We start from the raw sequence: 17,102 nt of genomic DNA, 5'->3' as shown, positions 1-17,102 counted from the left end.
GTGCGGTACGGTTTGTTAGCGGGCGTGCAGACTTTTTTTGGTCTTTCGAGCATGGATTTTTTTTCACGGCGCGCCATTTTACCCGAGTGCGTGAGACAATTCGCACCGAAGTTTTACTTACTAACTCTTGCTAACTCTTGCAATAAATGTCGCGTCTGTCTCGTCGTGTTGTTTTTACAGCGATCGCCTTTGGCGCGGTTTCGCTTAGCGGTTGCTCGAGTATTCCGACCTCCGGACCTAGCAGCTCGCAGATTAGCAAGGCTGCGGTCCAAGCCAATCCAACGGGTATCCAGATTGTCGACGTGACCGATGAGGTTGCGCGCAAGCTTTTTGCTGAGCGCAGTGTCGGCAATTTCTCAGCCACACTGGGCAGTAGCACATCATTTCAGCAGCAGCTTGGTGTGGGCGACACAATCGAGGTATCGATTTGGGAGGCGCCACCCGCTACGCTGTTTGGCGCCGCGCAAATGGACTCGAAGGGAGGCACAAGTAACGCGCGCGTGACCGTGCTGCCGGATCAGACGATCGATGGCGAAGGCAAAATCAACGTGCCGTTCGCAGGCGAATTGAAAGCGGTGGGCCGTACGCCGACCGAACTGCAGCGCGATATCACAGTGCGCCTGAAGAATATCGCACACGATCCGCAGGTTCTGGTCAAGCTCTCGCGCAACGCAACCTCGTACGTCACTGTGGTGGGTGACGTAGCGAGTAGCAACCGGATGCCGCTGAGTGCGCGTGGCGAGCGTTTGCTTGACGCACTGGCTTCGGCCGGTGGCGTCAAGCAGCCGGTCGACAAGATCACGATTCAGGTGACGCGCGGCGACACCGTTGCGTCGCTGCCACTCGAAACGGTGATTCGCGACCCTCATCAGAACGTGCCACTGCACGCCGGCGACGTTGTGACAGCGCTGTTCCAGCCGTTTAGCTTCACGTCGCTCGGTGCGACCGGCAAGAATCAGGAAATCAATTTCGAGGCGCAAGGAATCACGCTTGCGCAGGCTTTGGCTCGTGCGGGCGGTTTGCAAGATTCCCGTTCGGATGCGCAGGGCGTGTTTATTTTCCGTCTTGAAGATGCGAAAGCGTTGCCGTGGCCGAATACGCCAGTGCGTACTACCGCGGACGGCAAGGTGCCGGTGGTGTATCGCGTGAATCTGCGTGACCCGAACTCATTTTTCGTCGCTCAGAGCTTCATGATGGATAACAAGGATCTGCTGTATGTGTCGAATGCGCCGATCGCCGAGGTGCAGAAGTTCTTGAATGTGGTGTTCTCGGTGGCGTATCCGGTGATTACGGGGGTTCAGACGTTTAGGTGATCCCTTTCGATGGTGAGGTTGTTTAGACAGGTTACCAAACTCACGTGGATATCGGGGCACCGGGAGCGATTGCTTGCACTGTATCGCCGCACCTGAAAATGGGTATCCATTTATGAGGCGATCAGGTTGCTGGTAAATCAGGAACAGAAAATGACTTGTAAAACTACGACCATGAGAGAAATTGCAGTTGTAACTGGCATTACTGGGCAAGACGGTGCGTATCTCGCGCAATTGCTGCTCGAAAAGGGCTACATTGTTTATGGAACGTATCGCCGCACGAGTTCAGTGAACTTCTGGCGTCTTGCGGACGTCGGCGTGGAGAAGCATCCGAATCTGCATCTTGTTGAGTACGACCTCACTGATTTGAGTTCGAGCATCCGCCTTTTGCAGACGACGAAAGCTACGGAAGTCTACAACTTGGCCGCTCAGAGTTTTGTCGGGGTTTCGTTCGATCAGCCTATAACGACTGCAGAAATCACTGGAATTGGTCCCCTTAACCTCCTCGAGGCTATTCGGATCGTGAATCCGGAGATCCGGTTCTATCAGGCCAGCACGTCTGAGATGTTCGGGAAAGTGCAGGAGATACCGCAGGTCGAAGGCACACCGTTCTACCCCCGTAGTCCCTATGGGGTTGCAAAATTGTACGGTCATTGGATAACCGTCAACTATCGCGAGAGCTACAATATCTTTGGCAGCAGCGGCATTCTGTTCAATCACGAGTCGCCTTTGCGTGGTCGCGAATTTGTCACGCGCAAGATTACAGATGGGATGGCCAAGATCCGCTTGGGCAAACTTGATGTACTCGAACTTGGAAACCTAGATGCGAAACGTGACTGGGGGTTCGCCAAGGAGTATGTAGAAGGCATGTGGAAGATGTTGCAGGCGTCCAAGCCTGACACGTTTGTGCTCGCGACGAATCGGACGGAGACAGTGCGCGATTTCGTTTCGATGGCCGCGCGAGCTGCAGGCTTTCAGATTGCTTGGGAGGGGAGCGGTCAGAGCGAAGTGGGCATCGATATGGCCACTAACAAGACGATTGTCAGGTTGAATCCCAAATTCCATAGGCCGGCGGAAGTGGATTTGCTCATCGGCAATGCGGAGAAGGCGAAGAGAGAGCTCGACTGGGAGCCGCGAACGACACTTGAAGAGTTGTGTCAGATGATGGTGGAAGCTGACATACGCCGCAATGAAGTGGGCTTTTCGTTCTAGCTTGATCGGTGAAATCTCGTTACGGCCGCAGTTCGCATTGCGGCCGTTCTTTATAGTCGAAATCATCTATAGAGTCGTCAATCCGCTGATGTGAGCATCCGTGCCACTCGACTGCGGAACGCTGCAGGTAAGCTTCGCGTTGCAGGCGATGCAGTACAACATATGTATGGTGGAGTGCGTGCTTTGAAGTTGGTTCTCGGAGTCGATGCTATCAATCCGCCCTTGACCGGCATTGGGCGCTACACATGGGAGTTGGCGAAGCACTACTCGATCGGTGACTACGGCTTCGAGAACGTACGATACTTTTCGTCAGGAAAATGGATAGCAGATCCATTGTCCCTGCTTAAAAAAGACTTGAATCGGCGAGCGGGGAGCCGCATAACAAAGTTCTTGCGTCCGCCTGCTGGTGTACGCAAATGGCGTCTTCAACGTGCGATGCGCGACTCACTGTTTCACTCGCCCAACTACTTCCTGCCGGAATCTGCGACCGAAGGTGTTGTTACCATACACGATCTTTCTGTTTTCAAATATCCTGAGACTCACCCGGCTGAGCGGCTACATCATTTTGAACGCAGTTTCGCATCGACCCTGAGTAGATCAAGCCATTTGATCACCGACTCCGAGGCCATTCGTGACGAGGTCTCAAGCTTTTTTGGCTGGGCAAAAGAAAAGATCACAGCGGTACATCTTGGTGTCTTGCCAGAATTTCGCCCGTATGAAGCGACCACGTTAGTCGAGCCGCTAGGTCGAATCGGCCTTTCGCCCGGGGGCTACACATTGTGCGTTTCGACACTTGAACCGCGCAAGCAAATCGATCGTCTTCTCGACGCCTACTCCCAGCTGGCGGTCGAAATTCGTAAGGCATACCCGTTAGTCTTAGCCGGCAGCAAAGGTTGGTTAAACGATAGCTTGCAGGAGAAAATTGGCCGAGGCGAGGTCGATGGATGGTTGCGGTATCTGGGATTCGTGCCTGAAGCATCGTTGCCTTCACTCTACGCCGGCGCCCGCGCATTTTTTCTGCCCTCGCTTTATGAAGGTTTCGGCTTACCCGTTCTCGAAGCGTTGGCAAGCGGTGTACCGACGCTTACGTCGAATAGTTCATCGCTGCCGGAAGTTGCCGGAGGTGCCGCTTGGCTTGTCGAACCGGACGATCACGTCGCATTGCGCGAGGGCATCGAGAAGGTAATCAGTGACGATGTATGGCGCGCAGCAGCGATAAAAAGGGGGCTCGACGTCGCCAGTGAAATGACGTGGGAGCGATGCGCGCGACGAACCGCTGCAGTGTACAAGGCTCTCAATTAGATTGGTTTGCGTCGCAAAGTTGTGCAATTAGCATCTTCAGTTCTTCGGAGCTGGCTTGCCAGGTCAGTGGCTTCACCGAGTTGCTGGCGATGGCTGATCCAGCGGCAAGTGCATCTAACCAGTGATGAAGTTGCGGAGCAAGTTCAGCACCGCTCTTCGCGCGGAAGTACGTCGCACAGTCTTCTACGACTTCGCGGAACACGGCAAGATCGCGGACCAAAAGAGGCACTCCATGTTGAGCTGCCTCCACTAACGGCAAGCCGAAACCCTCAGCCTCGGACGCCATTACAAGACCGTCGGCGGTTTTGTACAGATCCTCAAGTTCGGCATCGTCTACGTTGGAAAGCCATAGCAATCGCTTACCGAATTCAGTGTGTAGCAGCAGTCTGTTGGCGAGTTCGTCTACATGCCACCCTTGGCGGCCGACAACGATCAATTTGACGTTGAGTTCCTTAAGCCAGAGCAATTCGAACGCGTCCAGCACTTGAGCGTGTCCCTTGCGCGGCTCAATAGTGCCAACCATCAGTATGGTCAGTTCCGTGTGTGTTCCAAGAAAGAAGGGAGAGGCCGGGGCGCTCCGTTGCCCGGGAGCCGCAGCTTGAGTCGATGGGTTTGCCCCGAGGTGAAACCATTCAACTTTCAGTTCTCTATTGTCAATTCGAAACTTCTGTGCCATGTGCGTTGCTGCTTCAACGGCAACGGCAGCAGAGATGCAAAACAGCGCATCCGCGTGAACGGCTATTGTCGAAAGCCAATGCCGAAAAGACCGGGATGCGCGCGCTGTGAACCATTGGGGATGCAAAACAGGGAGAAGATCATAAACGACAAACGCACATACGACGCCTTGTTTTCGCCATAACAGGAAGTCGCGCTGCCTTCGGGGAGCAATTCGGCTCGAAAGATCCAAACCTAGAAAGATGTCACCACTGGCAACTGTCACATGTGAATCAAAATGCCGTTCAGTGCCGGTAAGTGAGGCGGAATACTCATTGGCGTAAATATAAGCGCGCTTTCGTGTTGCCTTTACTAGCCGTATTTCTACGTCCGGCGGCGGGGCTTCGAATAGAGAGATCAGAATTGATCGGACAACTCGCTGGATGCCCGTACCGGCATCATGCGTCGCAATGATGGACACGTCGACAAGCAACTGTCTCCGCCTGACCGGAGCTATGGCCGCTGCCGTTCGAACCGCATTGACGGCGTGTCTGGCCGGTCTAACAAACGAGGGGTGGAGCCAAATCGCCGCGAACTGGAGGGCTGCCGCTTTGATCGTCTTAAGAGAATTTAGCAATTCGTGCCGGCGCGAGCCCGACCGGCTCGCGCATATCGAGGAGAAGATGAACAGACTTAAATTGCAGACCCTGCTAATGGCCAGCGAGTCATGCGGCTGCAGTTTTTAACGGTGCGAGTTCCGCGGGATCGCAGAACCTGGCATCGTCTAAAATTCAGGTAGGAAGGATCAAATCGGCATAGACTTCGACAGCTCGAATTGCACTGGTGCGACTGCTGAAACGTCGAATCTGCGTCTTCGCTCCGTCTGACAGTCGCGTCCTGAGGCCAGGTTCGGCCAGTGTGCGAATCACACTGTCGGCCAGCGAGTCCGCGGATTCTGGCTCAAAAAGCAAACCGCAGAAGTCATGGGCAACAACCTCAGGAATTGCACCGCTTCGCGATGCAATGACAGGTGTTCCGTGGACGAACGCTTCGAGAGGCACCAAACCAAACGATTCGTATCGAGACGGGAACACGAGGCAATGTGCGCGGGCCAGGAGTTTATCGCGGGTTGCATCACTGACCTCTCCGAGGAAATGGATTCGGCCAATCGTTTCTTCCGTTAAGAAATTGGCGGCGCGCTGTGCCCAACCTTCGGGATCGCGGCCAGCAATAAGCAGGCGTGCGTCCGGGTCTGCTTCAAGAATTCTTTGAGCAGATTCCATCAGTAAATCAATTCCCTTTCGTCGTTCCAGGCGTCCTACGAATACGACTAGCTTGCTTGATTCAAGTGCTTCGCGCGGCACTTTCTCAAACTCTTGGAACTCGGAATAGCCTTTCTCAACATCAAAGTACGGCCAATAGGCAATCCCGCAATGTGCCATTTGCCAACGCACATCGCGTTGGACGCTGTGCTCTTTCTCGACGGTCTTGGCAATCGATTCGCTGATGGGTATGACGGCGTTTGCGCGGCTCAAGAGCGTGCGCTCTGCTTCCACAAAGAGAGCGGTGACGTTGTCAGGAACCGACCAGCCATTGATGCGCGACGAAACCGGATAGGGTGTTACCAGGCGTAGTACGACCGGCGGGCGCGAAGACGAAGGCAACAGGGATATTGCCAAAGTTTCCGTATCCCAGAGGGCGGAGTCTACAACGTCAATCGGACGCTCCTTGTGAAGTTTCGATAGCGCGTGGAATGCGCTGAGCGACCACATTAGATTCGTAGTGAAGCCGCCGTCAAGCCCGTTGACCCAAGCGTCCGGCTGCATCTTCGAGAAATAAATGTTAAACCGTCCTTGGCTATGAACTCGATCTTCTCCTGAAGGGGTAATGACGCTCACCCGATGACCCATAAGGAGCAGTTCGCTGGCGAGATGGTAGTACAACGTCCCTACGCCACCGTTTCCGGTGAAAGGGGGGAATTCCTTGGTCACGATGCAAATGTGCAACGACTTAATGTCTTTGCCGACACGCAGATAGGACGAGGACGGCGCGTAGAGTTTGAAAGCATCGGGCGGCGATGCGAGTTTGCGAGACTTAGGATGATGCTGTGCATCTGCCAATCCTTGAGAAATACCTTCCCATATCGCCGCTACGTGGCGATCCCGCTCCGAGCTCAACAATTCTCCCGCCTGCACCGCTGCATCAAGAGGAACAATCCGCTCCCTCTTCATACGTTCTTCAAGTTTTTTGCGCAACAGTTGGCCCGACCATCCAGAATAAGCCGCCACAAAGTACGCGGTGTTCTTGCAAATGGTTAGCCAGTTATAGTTGTACTTGCCGCCTCGATTGTGACTTTGCGCGAACTCATGTCTAACGATCACATCCTCGGAATAACCGATCAGTGTGTTCTTTTGCTGCAGTCTGAAACACAGCTCAGACTCGTCGAGATAATAGTCGAACTGTTCGTCGAAACCATTGACGTCCCTGAGGTGTTGCTTAGTGAACGTTGCATTGGTCCCGGTGTTGTACCGGAACCAGCCGTCTTGACCGATTTCGTCACTGTCGATATTAACTTTCGTTTCGGAAAACTTGTTGATGCCGTTGTCTTGCGCCTGGAACCAGAATGACCCGGCGTAGTAGGCTGGCCCACCCAAGCCGGCTGTTGTCAGCGGCCGGGAGTTGTATTCCAGCAAAATATTGTGAATCCAGTCGTCAAATGGAATCGCGTCGTCGTCGATAAAGGCAATGATGTCGCCGTCTGCCAATTCGATACCGAGGTTGCGCGACTTCGAAAGGTTTCTTTCCGGATTCTGGACAATTTTAATTTTGTCGGCGTAGCGTTCAAGCAGTTCTGCGGTCCCGTCATTTGAAGGCCCATTGACAACCACAACTTCGAAATCCGTACAGGTCTGGTAACGAAGATAGTCGAGGCAACGTTCCAGATATCCGCGTCGGTTGTAGGTGCAGATGACTACAGATACTTTCTTGAACTGCCGGCGTTGGGGCAGGGCTGGGCGAAGAGCCAAGGATGCCATTCTCTGGACAGCCTTGGGAAAGAAGCGCATCGCGTTGATCTGTTGTTTGTCGAGAACGCTTGCACGTAGATCGTTGTCGACCATAAGACGAGCAATCAACTCGGTGAGTTCGTCGCTCGTATTCACCAGACCCGTGCAATTGCCCATCGTTTCGCCAACGGCGGAGCTATTTACGGCGACGACCGGCATGCCGCGAAGCGGCGCCTCGACTAGTGGGACGCCGAACCCCTCGTGTTCGCTTAGCGATACATAGACCATGGCGCGAGAAAAGATATCTTCGCGATCTTCGTCAGACATCTTGCCGGTAAGCTTGATCCTGGCCCTGATACCGTGTGCATCGATCTCACGTAGCAGAGAAACAAAATAGGGATCGTCCGATTCATAACCGCCGACGATATGCAACGTTTGTGCAGTCTCTGGCGCTTTCGCATGTGTTTGTGCGAAAAGTCTAACCAGTTCAACCTGTTTTTTGTTCGGTGCAATGCGTCCAACGAAGAGCCATGAACCTGCTTCCCGTGCTGGCACAGGATCATCTCGCTGGAAGGGCGGCACGATAATCGGAACGACGAAGCATGCATCGGGACTTGCACCGAGATCCTTTAGTTCGTGCAGATTGTAGTCGCTGTCTCCCCAAAAGAAATGAAACTTCGCGATCGTTTCCTTTAGTTGTTCCCTGCCCTTGAGGCAGAACTGGCGAACCTTCGAACTTTGCTCGAAGAACTCGTGTGGCGTGATGTTGTGATAGAGAAGTATCTTTGTGCAGTACTGTTCGGCAACAGCTTTGAGGGTGTGTTCCGCGAAGCCGTAGTAATGGTAGATGACGATGTCGTTCTCTCGAAGCGAGAGTTCGTCAATGTCATGACGGTGGTGCGCGACATTTTCGTTATACCACTTGGAATAAACTGCAGTCTGAAGGCCCATTTCTTTCAGCAATTCGCCGAGAGCAATGACTTGGTTCGACACCGCGTCGCCGTAGTCGAGAGCTTCCGTAACTTGAATAATCCGGCCAGTGAATGATGTATTGAATTGCATTTTCTTATGTGCCTTGCGTTTTTTATTTTAGCGATTGAAGGAAGTCGCTTCCAAAGACTCTGCTATCTGCGCTTCGAGCGCTGCGATGATCTCGGTCGGGGTGCCCTCGATCGGCAAAGTTAGGCCGTCGACAATGTTCGAGCGCGCCTGTGTTCTGACCGACTCTTCGTGGAGTTGATGCATCGTTTCAGGCTCAACATGGGCGCCTAGTTGAAGGTCTCTCAAGCGATCAACAATTACCTCGACATTGCGTTCAATCGAAATCAGTCTCGCTTCCGTGCGGTGCTCCATCTGACCTAACATGTATTCTAGGCGATACACTTGGGCTAGAACCGACGACTGCTTGGAGAACCAGCCCCGGAACCAGTGCTTCGCGCGCGCTTGCGTTGCGACAAGTTCCTCCAGGCCAGGAATCTTCGGTTGTATGAAATTCGCTTCTTTGGATTGAGCAATTTGAGCGATCACTTTCGCCTTTCCATGTCCCGCCCGCAGGCGTCCCATGTAGTAAGCCATTCCGCCGGAATCCGTTGGACGGTTCAACAATGCTTTGTAAGTGGCTTTTAAAAATTCTGCTCCGTCCATCTCGAGGAGTTGATCAATATGTTTAATAGTTTTCATGGGATGTCCAAACTCGCGCGTCTGATCAGAATAGTTTTCTTGCGGCTCTTGCTGAGGCGTAACGACGGATTGATTTGCCTCGCTGAGGGCGTGTTCGGCTCTTGCTGATAGTGCCTCGGCGTCCGATTTCACGGCGATCGCGACAGATTTGCCATCAGTGGATGAGGGGACATCCTTCGTCGTCATGGGTGTGGTGTTTGATTGACCAAGGAGCTCCGCTAGCGCTCTAAGCGGGGCCGTAAAGCGCCAGGACGCAGTCGCTTTCATCCGGTTGATTTCGGCCGTTACCGCGTCGAGTTGCTCGAGATCTTTGCTTAGAGCCGCCTTATCTTGAGCTATTGCCTGAATGCCTCTTTCCAAATCTGCAACTTTGTCAGCAAGCGATTGATTCGCTTCGTTTAGTGAGTCGCAACTTCTGAGAACATGGCGCTGCCATTCGTCTTGATGCTCCGCCGCACGGACTGATCTTTCGCTCAAGGCTTGGACGCGATTTAGCAGCTCAAATTCGCACAGATGATGGGCTTGAGTAAGCCGTTCGATGCGTTCGTCGATTTCGCTGTGAAGTGCCCGCAGGGTGACGGCGTGAGCATGTTCGCGGGCGGCGAGTTCGGCGCGCATTGCCCGTTCTCGTTCTGCCCAATGTAGAGAGAGGCGTTCGTGCTCTGCCGCGGTCAGGCGCATCTGGTCGTGCAGATCACGCTCGCGCGCGCTATGCGCTGCGGTCATGAGCGCAGTCTTGTCTGCCAGTTCGCGATGCGCCTGTTCGCGCGAATCGAGGTGAGCCTGTTCGCGGGCGGCGAGTTCGGCGCGCATTGTCCGTTCTCGTTCTGCCCAATGTAGAGAGAGGCGTTCGTGCTCTGCCGCGGTCAGGCGCATCTGGTCGTGCAGATCACGCTCGCGCGCGCTATGCGCTGCGGCCATGAGCGCAGTCTTGTCTGCCAGCTCGCGATGCGCCTGTTCGCGCGAATCGAGGTGAGCCTGTTTTTGGGCCAGAAGCTGGTGAAACAGCGCGTCTTTTTCGCGGTTTATTTCTTCCTTGGTCTCGACGAGTCGTGCTACCAAAATCCGTTCGCGCTCGTCTCGTTCACCCTGCAATTTTTCGAGTGCTTGATGATGGGTTTGCTCCATCGTCAGCAGTTCCCGAAGCAGTACCTGCTTGCCTTGGTGGCCTTCTTCCTTCGCGGCAGTGAGTTGCGCTGAGAGAGACCGCTCCCGTTCGGCCGATTCTTGTACAAGTCGGCTTTCCTCGCTGCGCACCGCCACCAATTCGGCCCTTAGCTCGCGTTCAGTGCGGGCAAGAGTTTCGGACAAAGCCTGCTTTTCGAGTCGAGATTCATTCGCTAGCTCGGCGACTTGCACATCGAGTGCGCGAGCCCGGTCTTCGTTTTGACGCGTCAGGTCCTCCTGCGTCTGTATTTGGAGAGAAATCTCGGTTTGCAATGACGCGATGTCGGCGGTAAGAGAGTCGGCGTTGCGTAGCAGCTCTTGCTCTCGATCTCTATGCTTATCGATCAAATATGTACAAAACGGTGCGCTCGAATCGCCATGCAGAGCGAAATTGTCAAAAACGTTGGGAGAGGCACGGAATACCGCCTTTATCGACAGATGTTCCGGGGAGACGTAGAAGCGGTTGAGTCCGTCGAAATAGGCAAATTGATAGCCTTTCTCCGCTAGCAGCGGCTCCCATTGTTCCCAGTTCTCTTCGGAGGAGTTCGGTACAGTGCTTTCGACGACTACGATCCACGGTAGGCGCGAACACTGCCAGCCGCTTAGAACTTGGTGTTCCATTCCCTCCACGTCAATCTTCAGCCAGTGGATTTCACGCTCTCCTGCTTGAGCGATCACGTCGTCTAGTGTCAGGCATGGAACTACGACGCGGACGGACTCGATACCCTGTGCGCGATGCCTCTCGGCAATGTCGGCGTTGCCGGTCGACAGGCCGTACATTTCGAAAAAAGTGATGACATTGCGATTATCGGAGACGGCAGCTTGAATGACTATCTCATCGGGTCTTTCGCGGCGCAGAATGTCTGCATGTTCAGCTGTAGGCTCGACATGTATGCCACGCCAGCCGCGGTCATAGAATGCCTTGCTGACCGAATCGATGACGGGGTGATGTGCTCCGACATCGATATAGAAGCCGCTAGGGACGTCTTTCAAGGCGCGCAACAACATTACGTCCTCGAAGTTTTGCGCGTACGAAATGAAGCGTGTCATGTTCGACTAGATGAATGGGCCAGCTTGGTTGCTCACCGACATCAAAGGAAAGTGAGGGGTGCGAGGGTTGGCAGTGACAGCAGCGCGATATCGCAGCAATGAGCGACTATCGTTGCGGTGGAACGGTCCTCATCTGTTATAGCGTGCTTGAAACTGACGGAGGTGAAGACTGCAGTGCGATGCATTTCCTTCGGCACGATTTGTGGCTCTTGGGGGCGCTATGATGTTTAAGAGCGCTGCGCTGGCAACGAATTGACGTCAACCGCGTAGGTATGGCGGGACAAGGGCTCGATAGTTGCTGGGTTGAGCGCCAACACCCGCTGATTGCCTGCGATGAGGCGATGCTCAAAGCTCGGCAAACCTGCGTCGCTATCGGTGCGGGTACGGGTACGGGAGGCATTTGACCGTTGGGAAAGTCTACATATCGCATTTCTTGGCGCAGACCTGCATTGCTGTGTTTGTTGGTCTAGCGAAAGCTAACGCGGAGACGACAGCAAACGATGTACGGTAGTGAAGTTTACAGCAATCGAAAAAAAATCGAAATGTGAAATCGTGCGTTTAGCCCGCTTGTTGTATTAATGTCGTGAGAGATTGACTGCGTGTGAGGTCAGGGTTGCTTGCGGTTCATTCCGGTCGGAAATGGGGTTCGGCAGTCAATGAAAAAATATGGTTGAAAACGTTTGCGTATGGGCCTCTGTAGCAAATTTTTTGAGTTTTACTCCGAAGCTGCGTGGAGCGCATTTAGTGCCATATGAGTCTTAGGCTTGAAAATTTGATGTATGGATGCTGCGCACACCAGTGCGGCCGCCTTGGTGTGGTGCACCCGGTGCGCATAGAGTTCGGTATTGGATTACACTGCCGACCACTTGAGAGCGCGATAGCTGGCCGCGCTCATGTTTGACCTGCATATAACGTATCGAAAGCAATGCGCGTTCTCTTTTTTCTTGAGCCGGTCATTTTTCATCTGACGCCGGACTTCCTATCATGTCACTTCATCTGGACGGACCTTGCGAGGCGTGCGACAACCGGGAGGGGTGATGTTTTCGCCCTTGCTGCAAACACCGAGGTTTGCGAGCGATGGCGGGCGTTGCGTGGTGGCGGGGAGTCGGATCGGGACTGTTTTCCGCTCGATTCCTTTAAAGTGCTGTCGACGTTCGATCATAAGCGGGCAGATTACTCTAAAGCGCTTTACGGCGCAGGCGATTCAGCGAATTACCTGACTAGGGAGTTGGTACAAATCAGGCGTGAATTTCGACCGGACCTTGTCATGGCGACGTCACAAAGTAGCTTTTTGCGCCACGTCTTTTCGGATGTACCGATTCTGAGCGTCGAGCAGGCCCCCTTGCCGCGCCTTGGTCAGCCATTTCGAACCGCGTACGATCCCGGTGGACATCAAACTGGTTCGATGCTCGAAACTCATGCACAGCGAATCAAAAGCCTTCCGCTGCCGGCGGGCGATAGCCTGCGCCTGCAGGAACTGCTCGCTTCGACCTATCGTCGCTCTCTGGAGATTCATCCGCATCTTGCCGACGCTGAAGCGGAGCTGGATAAGGCGCGTCAAGGTGCAAAGGTCGCAATTCTGGCGACTCAGCCGCCTGACTGGGTGACGTATGAAGGCGCCGGTACAGGAGCCGAAGTGGAAAACATGCTTTATGAGTGGGCCCAACGCTTGCCTGAAGGGTGGGTTGGTGTGCCGACTTATCATCCTGTTCATCGGCTCAGTGTAGAAATGGAGACCGTGCTTGCCCGGTCATGCCCGCGCCTTCGATTCTTGCCGCAAGCGTTCACGCAGGGCTTGACGGAGCCGTTACTTGCGCATGCAGAGGGTCTGGTAACGCTCTCGTCCTCGTCCGCAATGACCGCTTTGTTGCTTGGAAAGCGTGTCGTCGTGACCGGTCGGTCGCCCTTTAACGCGTGGTGCATAGATGATCCGGCTGGGATTGCCGATGCGCCTGTGCTAAACGCAAGGGAGGCCATGTCAACTCTCGCCTTCTTAAGCAGCCGGTATAGCCATTTGCACGACGCGCATGTTGCGGACCCCGATAAGCTTTACGAGTTAATGCGGGCGGTCGCCTCGCTCTCCGACCCGGCTGAGTGGTTCATGGATATGTCGGAATGGTCTGTGGAGCGTGCAAGTTTGCTCTTTGAGGCGCAACAACCGGTATGCCTCCGATGAGCGTATTGTCGTAAACGACTGTCCCTTTGCTGCCGGTTGTCTGATAATTTTCTACGCAAGATCAATTGCTTTCTGATTGCACCGTCATTGCCAGAATCTGCAGTTAAAGGACCCTCACCGCCGCCGAACTGGCCGAGATTTACGACCGCGAGCCGACCGAGACGGTCCAGCGATTGCTTCAGGAAATCCACCGACTGCGGGCAACAGTTCGCCGCGCGAACCAGATCCGGCGAATGATCGGATCAGGAGGCGCTGGCGTTCCGTCCGCGGTGTGGGCGGCGTTCGAGAACGAGTTGAAAGCTGAGCCCTGCCTAACCGACCCGCCGACGCCTCGGCAGGAAAGTCAGATCGAGTGCAGCCGGCAGAGATTGCTCAAGAGCGATGGGCCGACCGGGAAGCGGTAACCCGATGCGCGGTTGATTCGCGCCGGTCAGTTTCCAGCCGTATTGCTTCGCCACAGCCACCCGCGATTATCGGTTTTGACGGCTGGGTGGGCCTTGATGAGATGTGCTTGTCGCTGGAGGTGCCGGCGCGTGCGGACGCGCCGGCGGTGCCCTCATTGCACGGCTTCGGCAATAGACGCCGCAACCGCGAAGAAGCGCGGCGAGAATACCTTTGCGACGGTCCGTCGTCAATCGTCACCGCAAAAATGTAAAGGATCGACTAGAATGCCCTGCGCGTGCACCGGGGGAGACGAGCATCCGCGTATTGCTGCCTGACCGATTCCGAGCGTTGTCGAAAGCTCTTAGACCAAACATCACAGTCACCAATGAAAGACTTTTCCAGCTGTTACGACACCCAGTTCTCTACTGGAATAACAGCACCACGGAAGCCATGCAATTGGCGGGGCTTCCGACCTTCCCTCTTATACAGACGACCTTTATCCAAGTAAACAGGGAATCCGGCAACTTTCTAAACCTGTAGAATCCTGCCGTGCCTCGTGCTTACATTTTTAGGAGGCAGCGACAAGAACAGCTTCACACTTTAGACATGGAGTGGTAATGGCATACACGCACACGAACTTTCCGGCGCTCGATAGAAAGCACATCCTAGGTGCAGAGTTGTTTGCAAACCGAGCCGACATGGTTGCGCGGCTTGGCACGGTCGGCGGCGTAATCGCTGAATTGGGCGTCGCTGCTGGCGACTTCTCTCAATTTATGATGGACAAATTGCAGCCTAAAAAATTTGTCGCGATCGACCTGTTCGATATGCACAAGTACCCGGTTATCTGGGGCAAGCCATCGACGGAACTGTTCGAAAACAAAACGCAGCTTGAGTATTTCCGGATGCGCTTTGCAAGCAAGATGGATCGCATCGCGACAGAAGAAGGTCCGAGTTACGACATGCTGGATAAATACCCGGATGGATTTTTCGACCTTATTTATGTCGACGCTGGACATGACTACGAGAGCGTGAAGCGCGATGCAGAAGTGTCGGCCCGAAAGGTTAAGAAAAGCGGCACCATCGTGTTCAATGACTACGTGCTCTACGATCCGTTCGGAGAGGGCCCGTATGGTGTTGTTCAAGCAGTCAATGAATTGGTAACAGCCGGACCTTGGCGCGTTGCAGGATTTGCGCTCGAAAAGAATATGTTCTGCGACATCGCAGTTAAAAGAGCGAATGTCTGATCCAGGAGAATCGGATCAAGCGAAAGGGGCCAGATAATGATTCACGTGATCACCGCCACGCAGACCGGAGAAAGTTTGCGTCGAGCGGTGAATCTCGTTCCTGCCAGAATTGCAGTTTTCAATCATCTTTTCTGGCAGTGTGCGCCCGCAATGCTGACGCTATTCCCGCGCGCGAACCGCCAGACGGCAGATTTAGCAATGCTGGATGGTTGTCGATCAGGAATGGCGTTGTTGCATAAATCTGTCTGCTGCGCGTCGGGTTGACGTTGACGCGCAACAGACGGGACGATATGGATCGTGTGATTTGTGATGAAGAGCTGATCGAAAAGGTTTCCTTTTAACGATCTTGCTGACAGGCAATCCTGACTTTGACCCGCTCCCTCGTCAGGGTGGAGCGGGTTACGTCAGGTTGGTGATGCGGTTGCAGTCTGCAGTTCGGGCGGGGGGCTCGCTTGTTGAATGCGCTAGCTTACGCTCTCCTGGTAGAAGCTGTAGGCTTCCTCAATTTGATCAAACGAGTGCAATTTTCCTTGGACCAGTACGGCAGCGCGATCGCAGTGCTCTCGGATATAACCTGCATCGTGACTCACGATGATCAGTGAACGGTCTTGGCGACGCTCGAAAAGCTCGTGGTGACACTTCGCATGAAAGCGGCTGTCACCGACAGCGACGATTTCATCGATCAGGAAGCAATCGAATTCGACTGCCATCGAGATGGCAAAGGCGAGCCGTGCGCGCATACCGGCTGAGTAACTCTTAACCGGCTCGCGCAGATAGTAGCCGAGCTCGGAGAATTCCTGAACAAACGGTTCTGCCGCCTTTGCGTCTGCACCGTATACGCGGCAGATGAACCGGAGGTTGTCCATCCCAGTCAGGCTGCCCTGAAATGCGCCGCCGAATGCGAGAGGCCAGGACACGCTCATATTGCGGCGGATTTTGCCGGAGGTCGGTAATTCGGCTCCGCTAATCATCCGGATCATTGTCGACTTGCCCGCGCCATTGCGTCCGAGGATACCGATCTTCTCACCCGCGTTGACACGCAGATTGATCCCGTCGAGAACGCGCCGGCTGCCTTGCCGCGTGTGATAGTCCTTGCAGAGTTCCTTGAGCTCGATCATTCGGGTTCGACTCGCTTACTAGCATCCTTGACGAGAAATAGACCCACGAACATCAGGGCCAAGTCGCACGCAATCATGTAGCCGACATCATAGTGCGGCTTAACCAACGATCCGAAATAGCCGCCGCGAAGCATTTCGGTGCCGTGAACCATTGGCAGAAGCAGAACGATTTTCTGGAAATTGGTCGGTAACCAATCGACCATGAAGAGGGCGCCGGATAGTGGGAACAGCAAGTACGCCACTGTATGCCAAACGCGCTCCACAGTTTCGCTTCGCTCGCTCAGGGCGCCGATAGCAAATCCAAGCGAACTGCCGAAAACAGCCAGATAAATCCACGCGCCGATGACCAGCGTGATGTCCTGGGGAGGTTGCATCAGTCCAATAGTCACGAAGAGAACTGTCAAGAAAACGAAGGACATCGTAGCTCCCGCGATTTCCAGCAGCACCCGTGCCATGAACAAATCAATCACGCGCACATTGCGGTGATAGAGCAAAGCCTGGTTCGGCAGAATAGCAAGTGCGCACCGGTTCGCGCAGTTACGCCATAGGAGCACCGAGGAATACCCAGTGACTGCGAAAGAGGTGATCGGAAGCGTTGAGCCATGTGTCGCCTTCGTGGCTGTCCACAGAGCGAGCACCCCAAGCGTGAACATCATCGGCTCGAAGAAAATCCACAAGAAGCCGACGTTGTGCCGCCCATATCGCGTCAAGATTTCCCGCATCAAAAGCGCGCCGACGACGCGCATTTGAATTTGCAGTGATCTCAGGAAGGGTGTGTCGTGATGCACAGTTTCCGATCC

At 54.2% G+C, this 17,102-nt stretch carries 12 protein-coding genes; 7 read left to right on the top strand and 5 right to left on the bottom strand.

From position 1 onward, the window contains the following. Nucleotides 1-146: 146 nt before the first annotated feature. The 3 genes from WN982_RS30785 to WN982_RS30775 all read left to right on the top strand — a co-directional run bounded on the left by WN982_RS30785 (nucleotide 147) and on the right by WN982_RS30775 (nucleotide 3,824). Nucleotides 147-1,313, top strand: a complete 1,167-nt coding sequence (locus WN982_RS30785; protein WP_341319330.1) for a polysaccharide biosynthesis/export family protein — start codon at nucleotides 147-149, stop codon at nucleotides 1,311-1,313. Nucleotides 1,314-1,484: 171 nt separating this feature from the next. Next, nucleotides 1,485-2,522, top strand: coding sequence for a GDP-mannose 4,6-dehydratase (gene gmd, locus WN982_RS30780; RefSeq protein WP_341319469.1), 1,038 nt, complete (start codon nucleotides 1,485-1,487; stop codon nucleotides 2,520-2,522). Nucleotides 2,523-2,705: 183 nt separating this feature from the next. Beyond that, nucleotides 2,706-3,824 carry a glycosyltransferase family 1 protein gene (locus tag WN982_RS30775; RefSeq protein WP_341319329.1) on the top strand — a complete coding sequence of 373 codons (1,119 nt, stop codon included), beginning with the start codon at nucleotides 2,706-2,708 and terminating at the stop codon, nucleotides 3,822-3,824. Here WN982_RS30775 and WN982_RS30770 read toward each other — a convergent pair. From WN982_RS30770 to WN982_RS30760, 3 genes are all read right to left on the bottom strand, one after another. Then, nucleotides 3,817-4,971, bottom strand: coding sequence for a glycosyltransferase family 1 protein (locus WN982_RS30770; RefSeq protein WP_341319328.1), 1,155 nt, complete (start codon nucleotides 4,969-4,971; stop codon nucleotides 3,817-3,819). The two genes, WN982_RS30775 and WN982_RS30770, sit on opposite strands and share 8 nt — an antisense overlap. A 298-nt stretch (nucleotides 4,972-5,269) precedes the next feature. Then, nucleotides 5,270-8,545, bottom strand: a complete 3,276-nt coding sequence (locus WN982_RS30765; protein ID WP_341319327.1) for a glycosyltransferase — start codon at nucleotides 8,543-8,545, stop codon at nucleotides 5,270-5,272. 27 nt (nucleotides 8,546-8,572) lie between these two features. Continuing rightward, nucleotides 8,573-11,380: an FkbM family methyltransferase gene (locus WN982_RS30760; protein WP_341319326.1), complete on the bottom strand. Its 2,808-nt coding sequence runs from the start codon at nucleotides 11,378-11,380 to the stop codon at nucleotides 8,573-8,575. 925 nt (nucleotides 11,381-12,305) lie between these two features. On the opposite strand from WN982_RS30760, the gene WN982_RS30755 reads away from it, so the two are divergent. From WN982_RS30755 to WN982_RS30740, 4 genes are all read left to right on the top strand, one after another. Beyond that, nucleotides 12,306-13,556, top strand: a complete 1,251-nt coding sequence (locus WN982_RS30755; protein ID WP_341319325.1) for a hypothetical protein — start codon at nucleotides 12,306-12,308, stop codon at nucleotides 13,554-13,556. Between the two features lie 352 nt (nucleotides 13,557-13,908). Then, entirely contained in the window at nucleotides 13,909-14,211 is a 303-nt protein-coding gene (locus tag WN982_RS30750) for a hypothetical protein (protein ID WP_341319324.1), read from the top strand. A 346-nt stretch (nucleotides 14,212-14,557) separates the two neighbouring features. After that, on the top strand, nucleotides 14,558-15,184 hold the full coding sequence (locus tag WN982_RS30745) for a class I SAM-dependent methyltransferase (protein WP_341319323.1): 627 nt from the start codon (nucleotides 14,558-14,560) through the stop codon (nucleotides 15,182-15,184). 36 nt (nucleotides 15,185-15,220) lie between these two features. Next, nucleotides 15,221-15,448: a hypothetical protein gene (locus WN982_RS30740; RefSeq protein WP_341319322.1), complete on the top strand. Its 228-nt coding sequence runs from the start codon at nucleotides 15,221-15,223 to the stop codon at nucleotides 15,446-15,448. Nucleotides 15,449-15,648: 200 nt separating this feature from the next. Here the strand turns inward: WN982_RS30740 and WN982_RS30735 are convergent, their stop codons facing one another. Both WN982_RS30735 and WN982_RS30730 read right to left on the bottom strand, forming a co-directional pair. Further along, complete coding sequence (locus WN982_RS30735) at nucleotides 15,649-16,302, bottom strand: ABC transporter ATP-binding protein (protein WP_341319321.1); 654 nt, start codon at nucleotides 16,300-16,302, stop codon at nucleotides 15,649-15,651. Next, nucleotides 16,299-17,048 carry an ABC transporter permease gene (locus WN982_RS30730; protein WP_341319468.1) on the bottom strand — a complete coding sequence of 250 codons (750 nt, stop codon included), beginning with the start codon at nucleotides 17,046-17,048 and terminating at the stop codon, nucleotides 16,299-16,301. Before WN982_RS30730 ends, WN982_RS30735 begins: the two co-directional genes overlap by 4 nt. Nucleotides 17,049-17,102: the final 54 nt, after the last annotated feature.

It is taken from the genome of Paraburkholderia sp. IMGN_8 (genome assembly GCF_038050405.1).
In the GTDB taxonomy this organism is placed as follows: Bacteria; Pseudomonadota; Gammaproteobacteria; order Burkholderiales; family Burkholderiaceae; genus Paraburkholderia.
This window is presented reverse-complemented; position numbering and strand designations above follow the sequence as displayed.

Excerpts from the sequence above, each read along its gene's own strand:
- gmd (WP_341319469.1), top strand. The coding sequence starts at position 1,485 with ATGAGAGAAATTGCAGTTGTAACTGGCATTACTGGGCAAGACGGTGCG.
- WN982_RS30755 (WP_341319325.1), top strand. The coding sequence starts at position 12,306 with ATGCGCGTTCTCTTTTTTCTTGAGCCGGTCATTTTTCATCTGACGCCG.
- WN982_RS30740 (WP_341319322.1), top strand. The coding sequence starts at position 15,221 with ATGATTCACGTGATCACCGCCACGCAGACCGGAGAAAGTTTGCGTCGA.
- WN982_RS30760 (WP_341319326.1), bottom strand. The coding sequence starts at position 11,380 with ATGACACGCTTCATTTCGTACGCGCAAAACTTCGAGGACGTAATGTTG.
- WN982_RS30785 (WP_341319330.1), top strand. The coding sequence starts at position 147 with ATGTCGCGTCTGTCTCGTCGTGTTGTTTTTACAGCGATCGCCTTTGGC.
- WN982_RS30765 (WP_341319327.1), bottom strand. The coding sequence starts at position 8,545 with ATGCAATTCAATACATCATTCACTGGCCGGATTATTCAAGTTACGGAA.
- WN982_RS30735 (WP_341319321.1), bottom strand. The coding sequence starts at position 16,302 with ATGATCGAGCTCAAGGAACTCTGCAAGGACTATCACACGCGGCAAGGC.
- WN982_RS30730 (WP_341319468.1), bottom strand. The coding sequence starts at position 17,048 with ATGCGCGTCGTCGGCGCGCTTTTGATGCGGGAAATCTTGACGCGATAT.
- WN982_RS30745 (WP_341319323.1), top strand. The coding sequence starts at position 14,558 with ATGGCATACACGCACACGAACTTTCCGGCGCTCGATAGAAAGCACATC.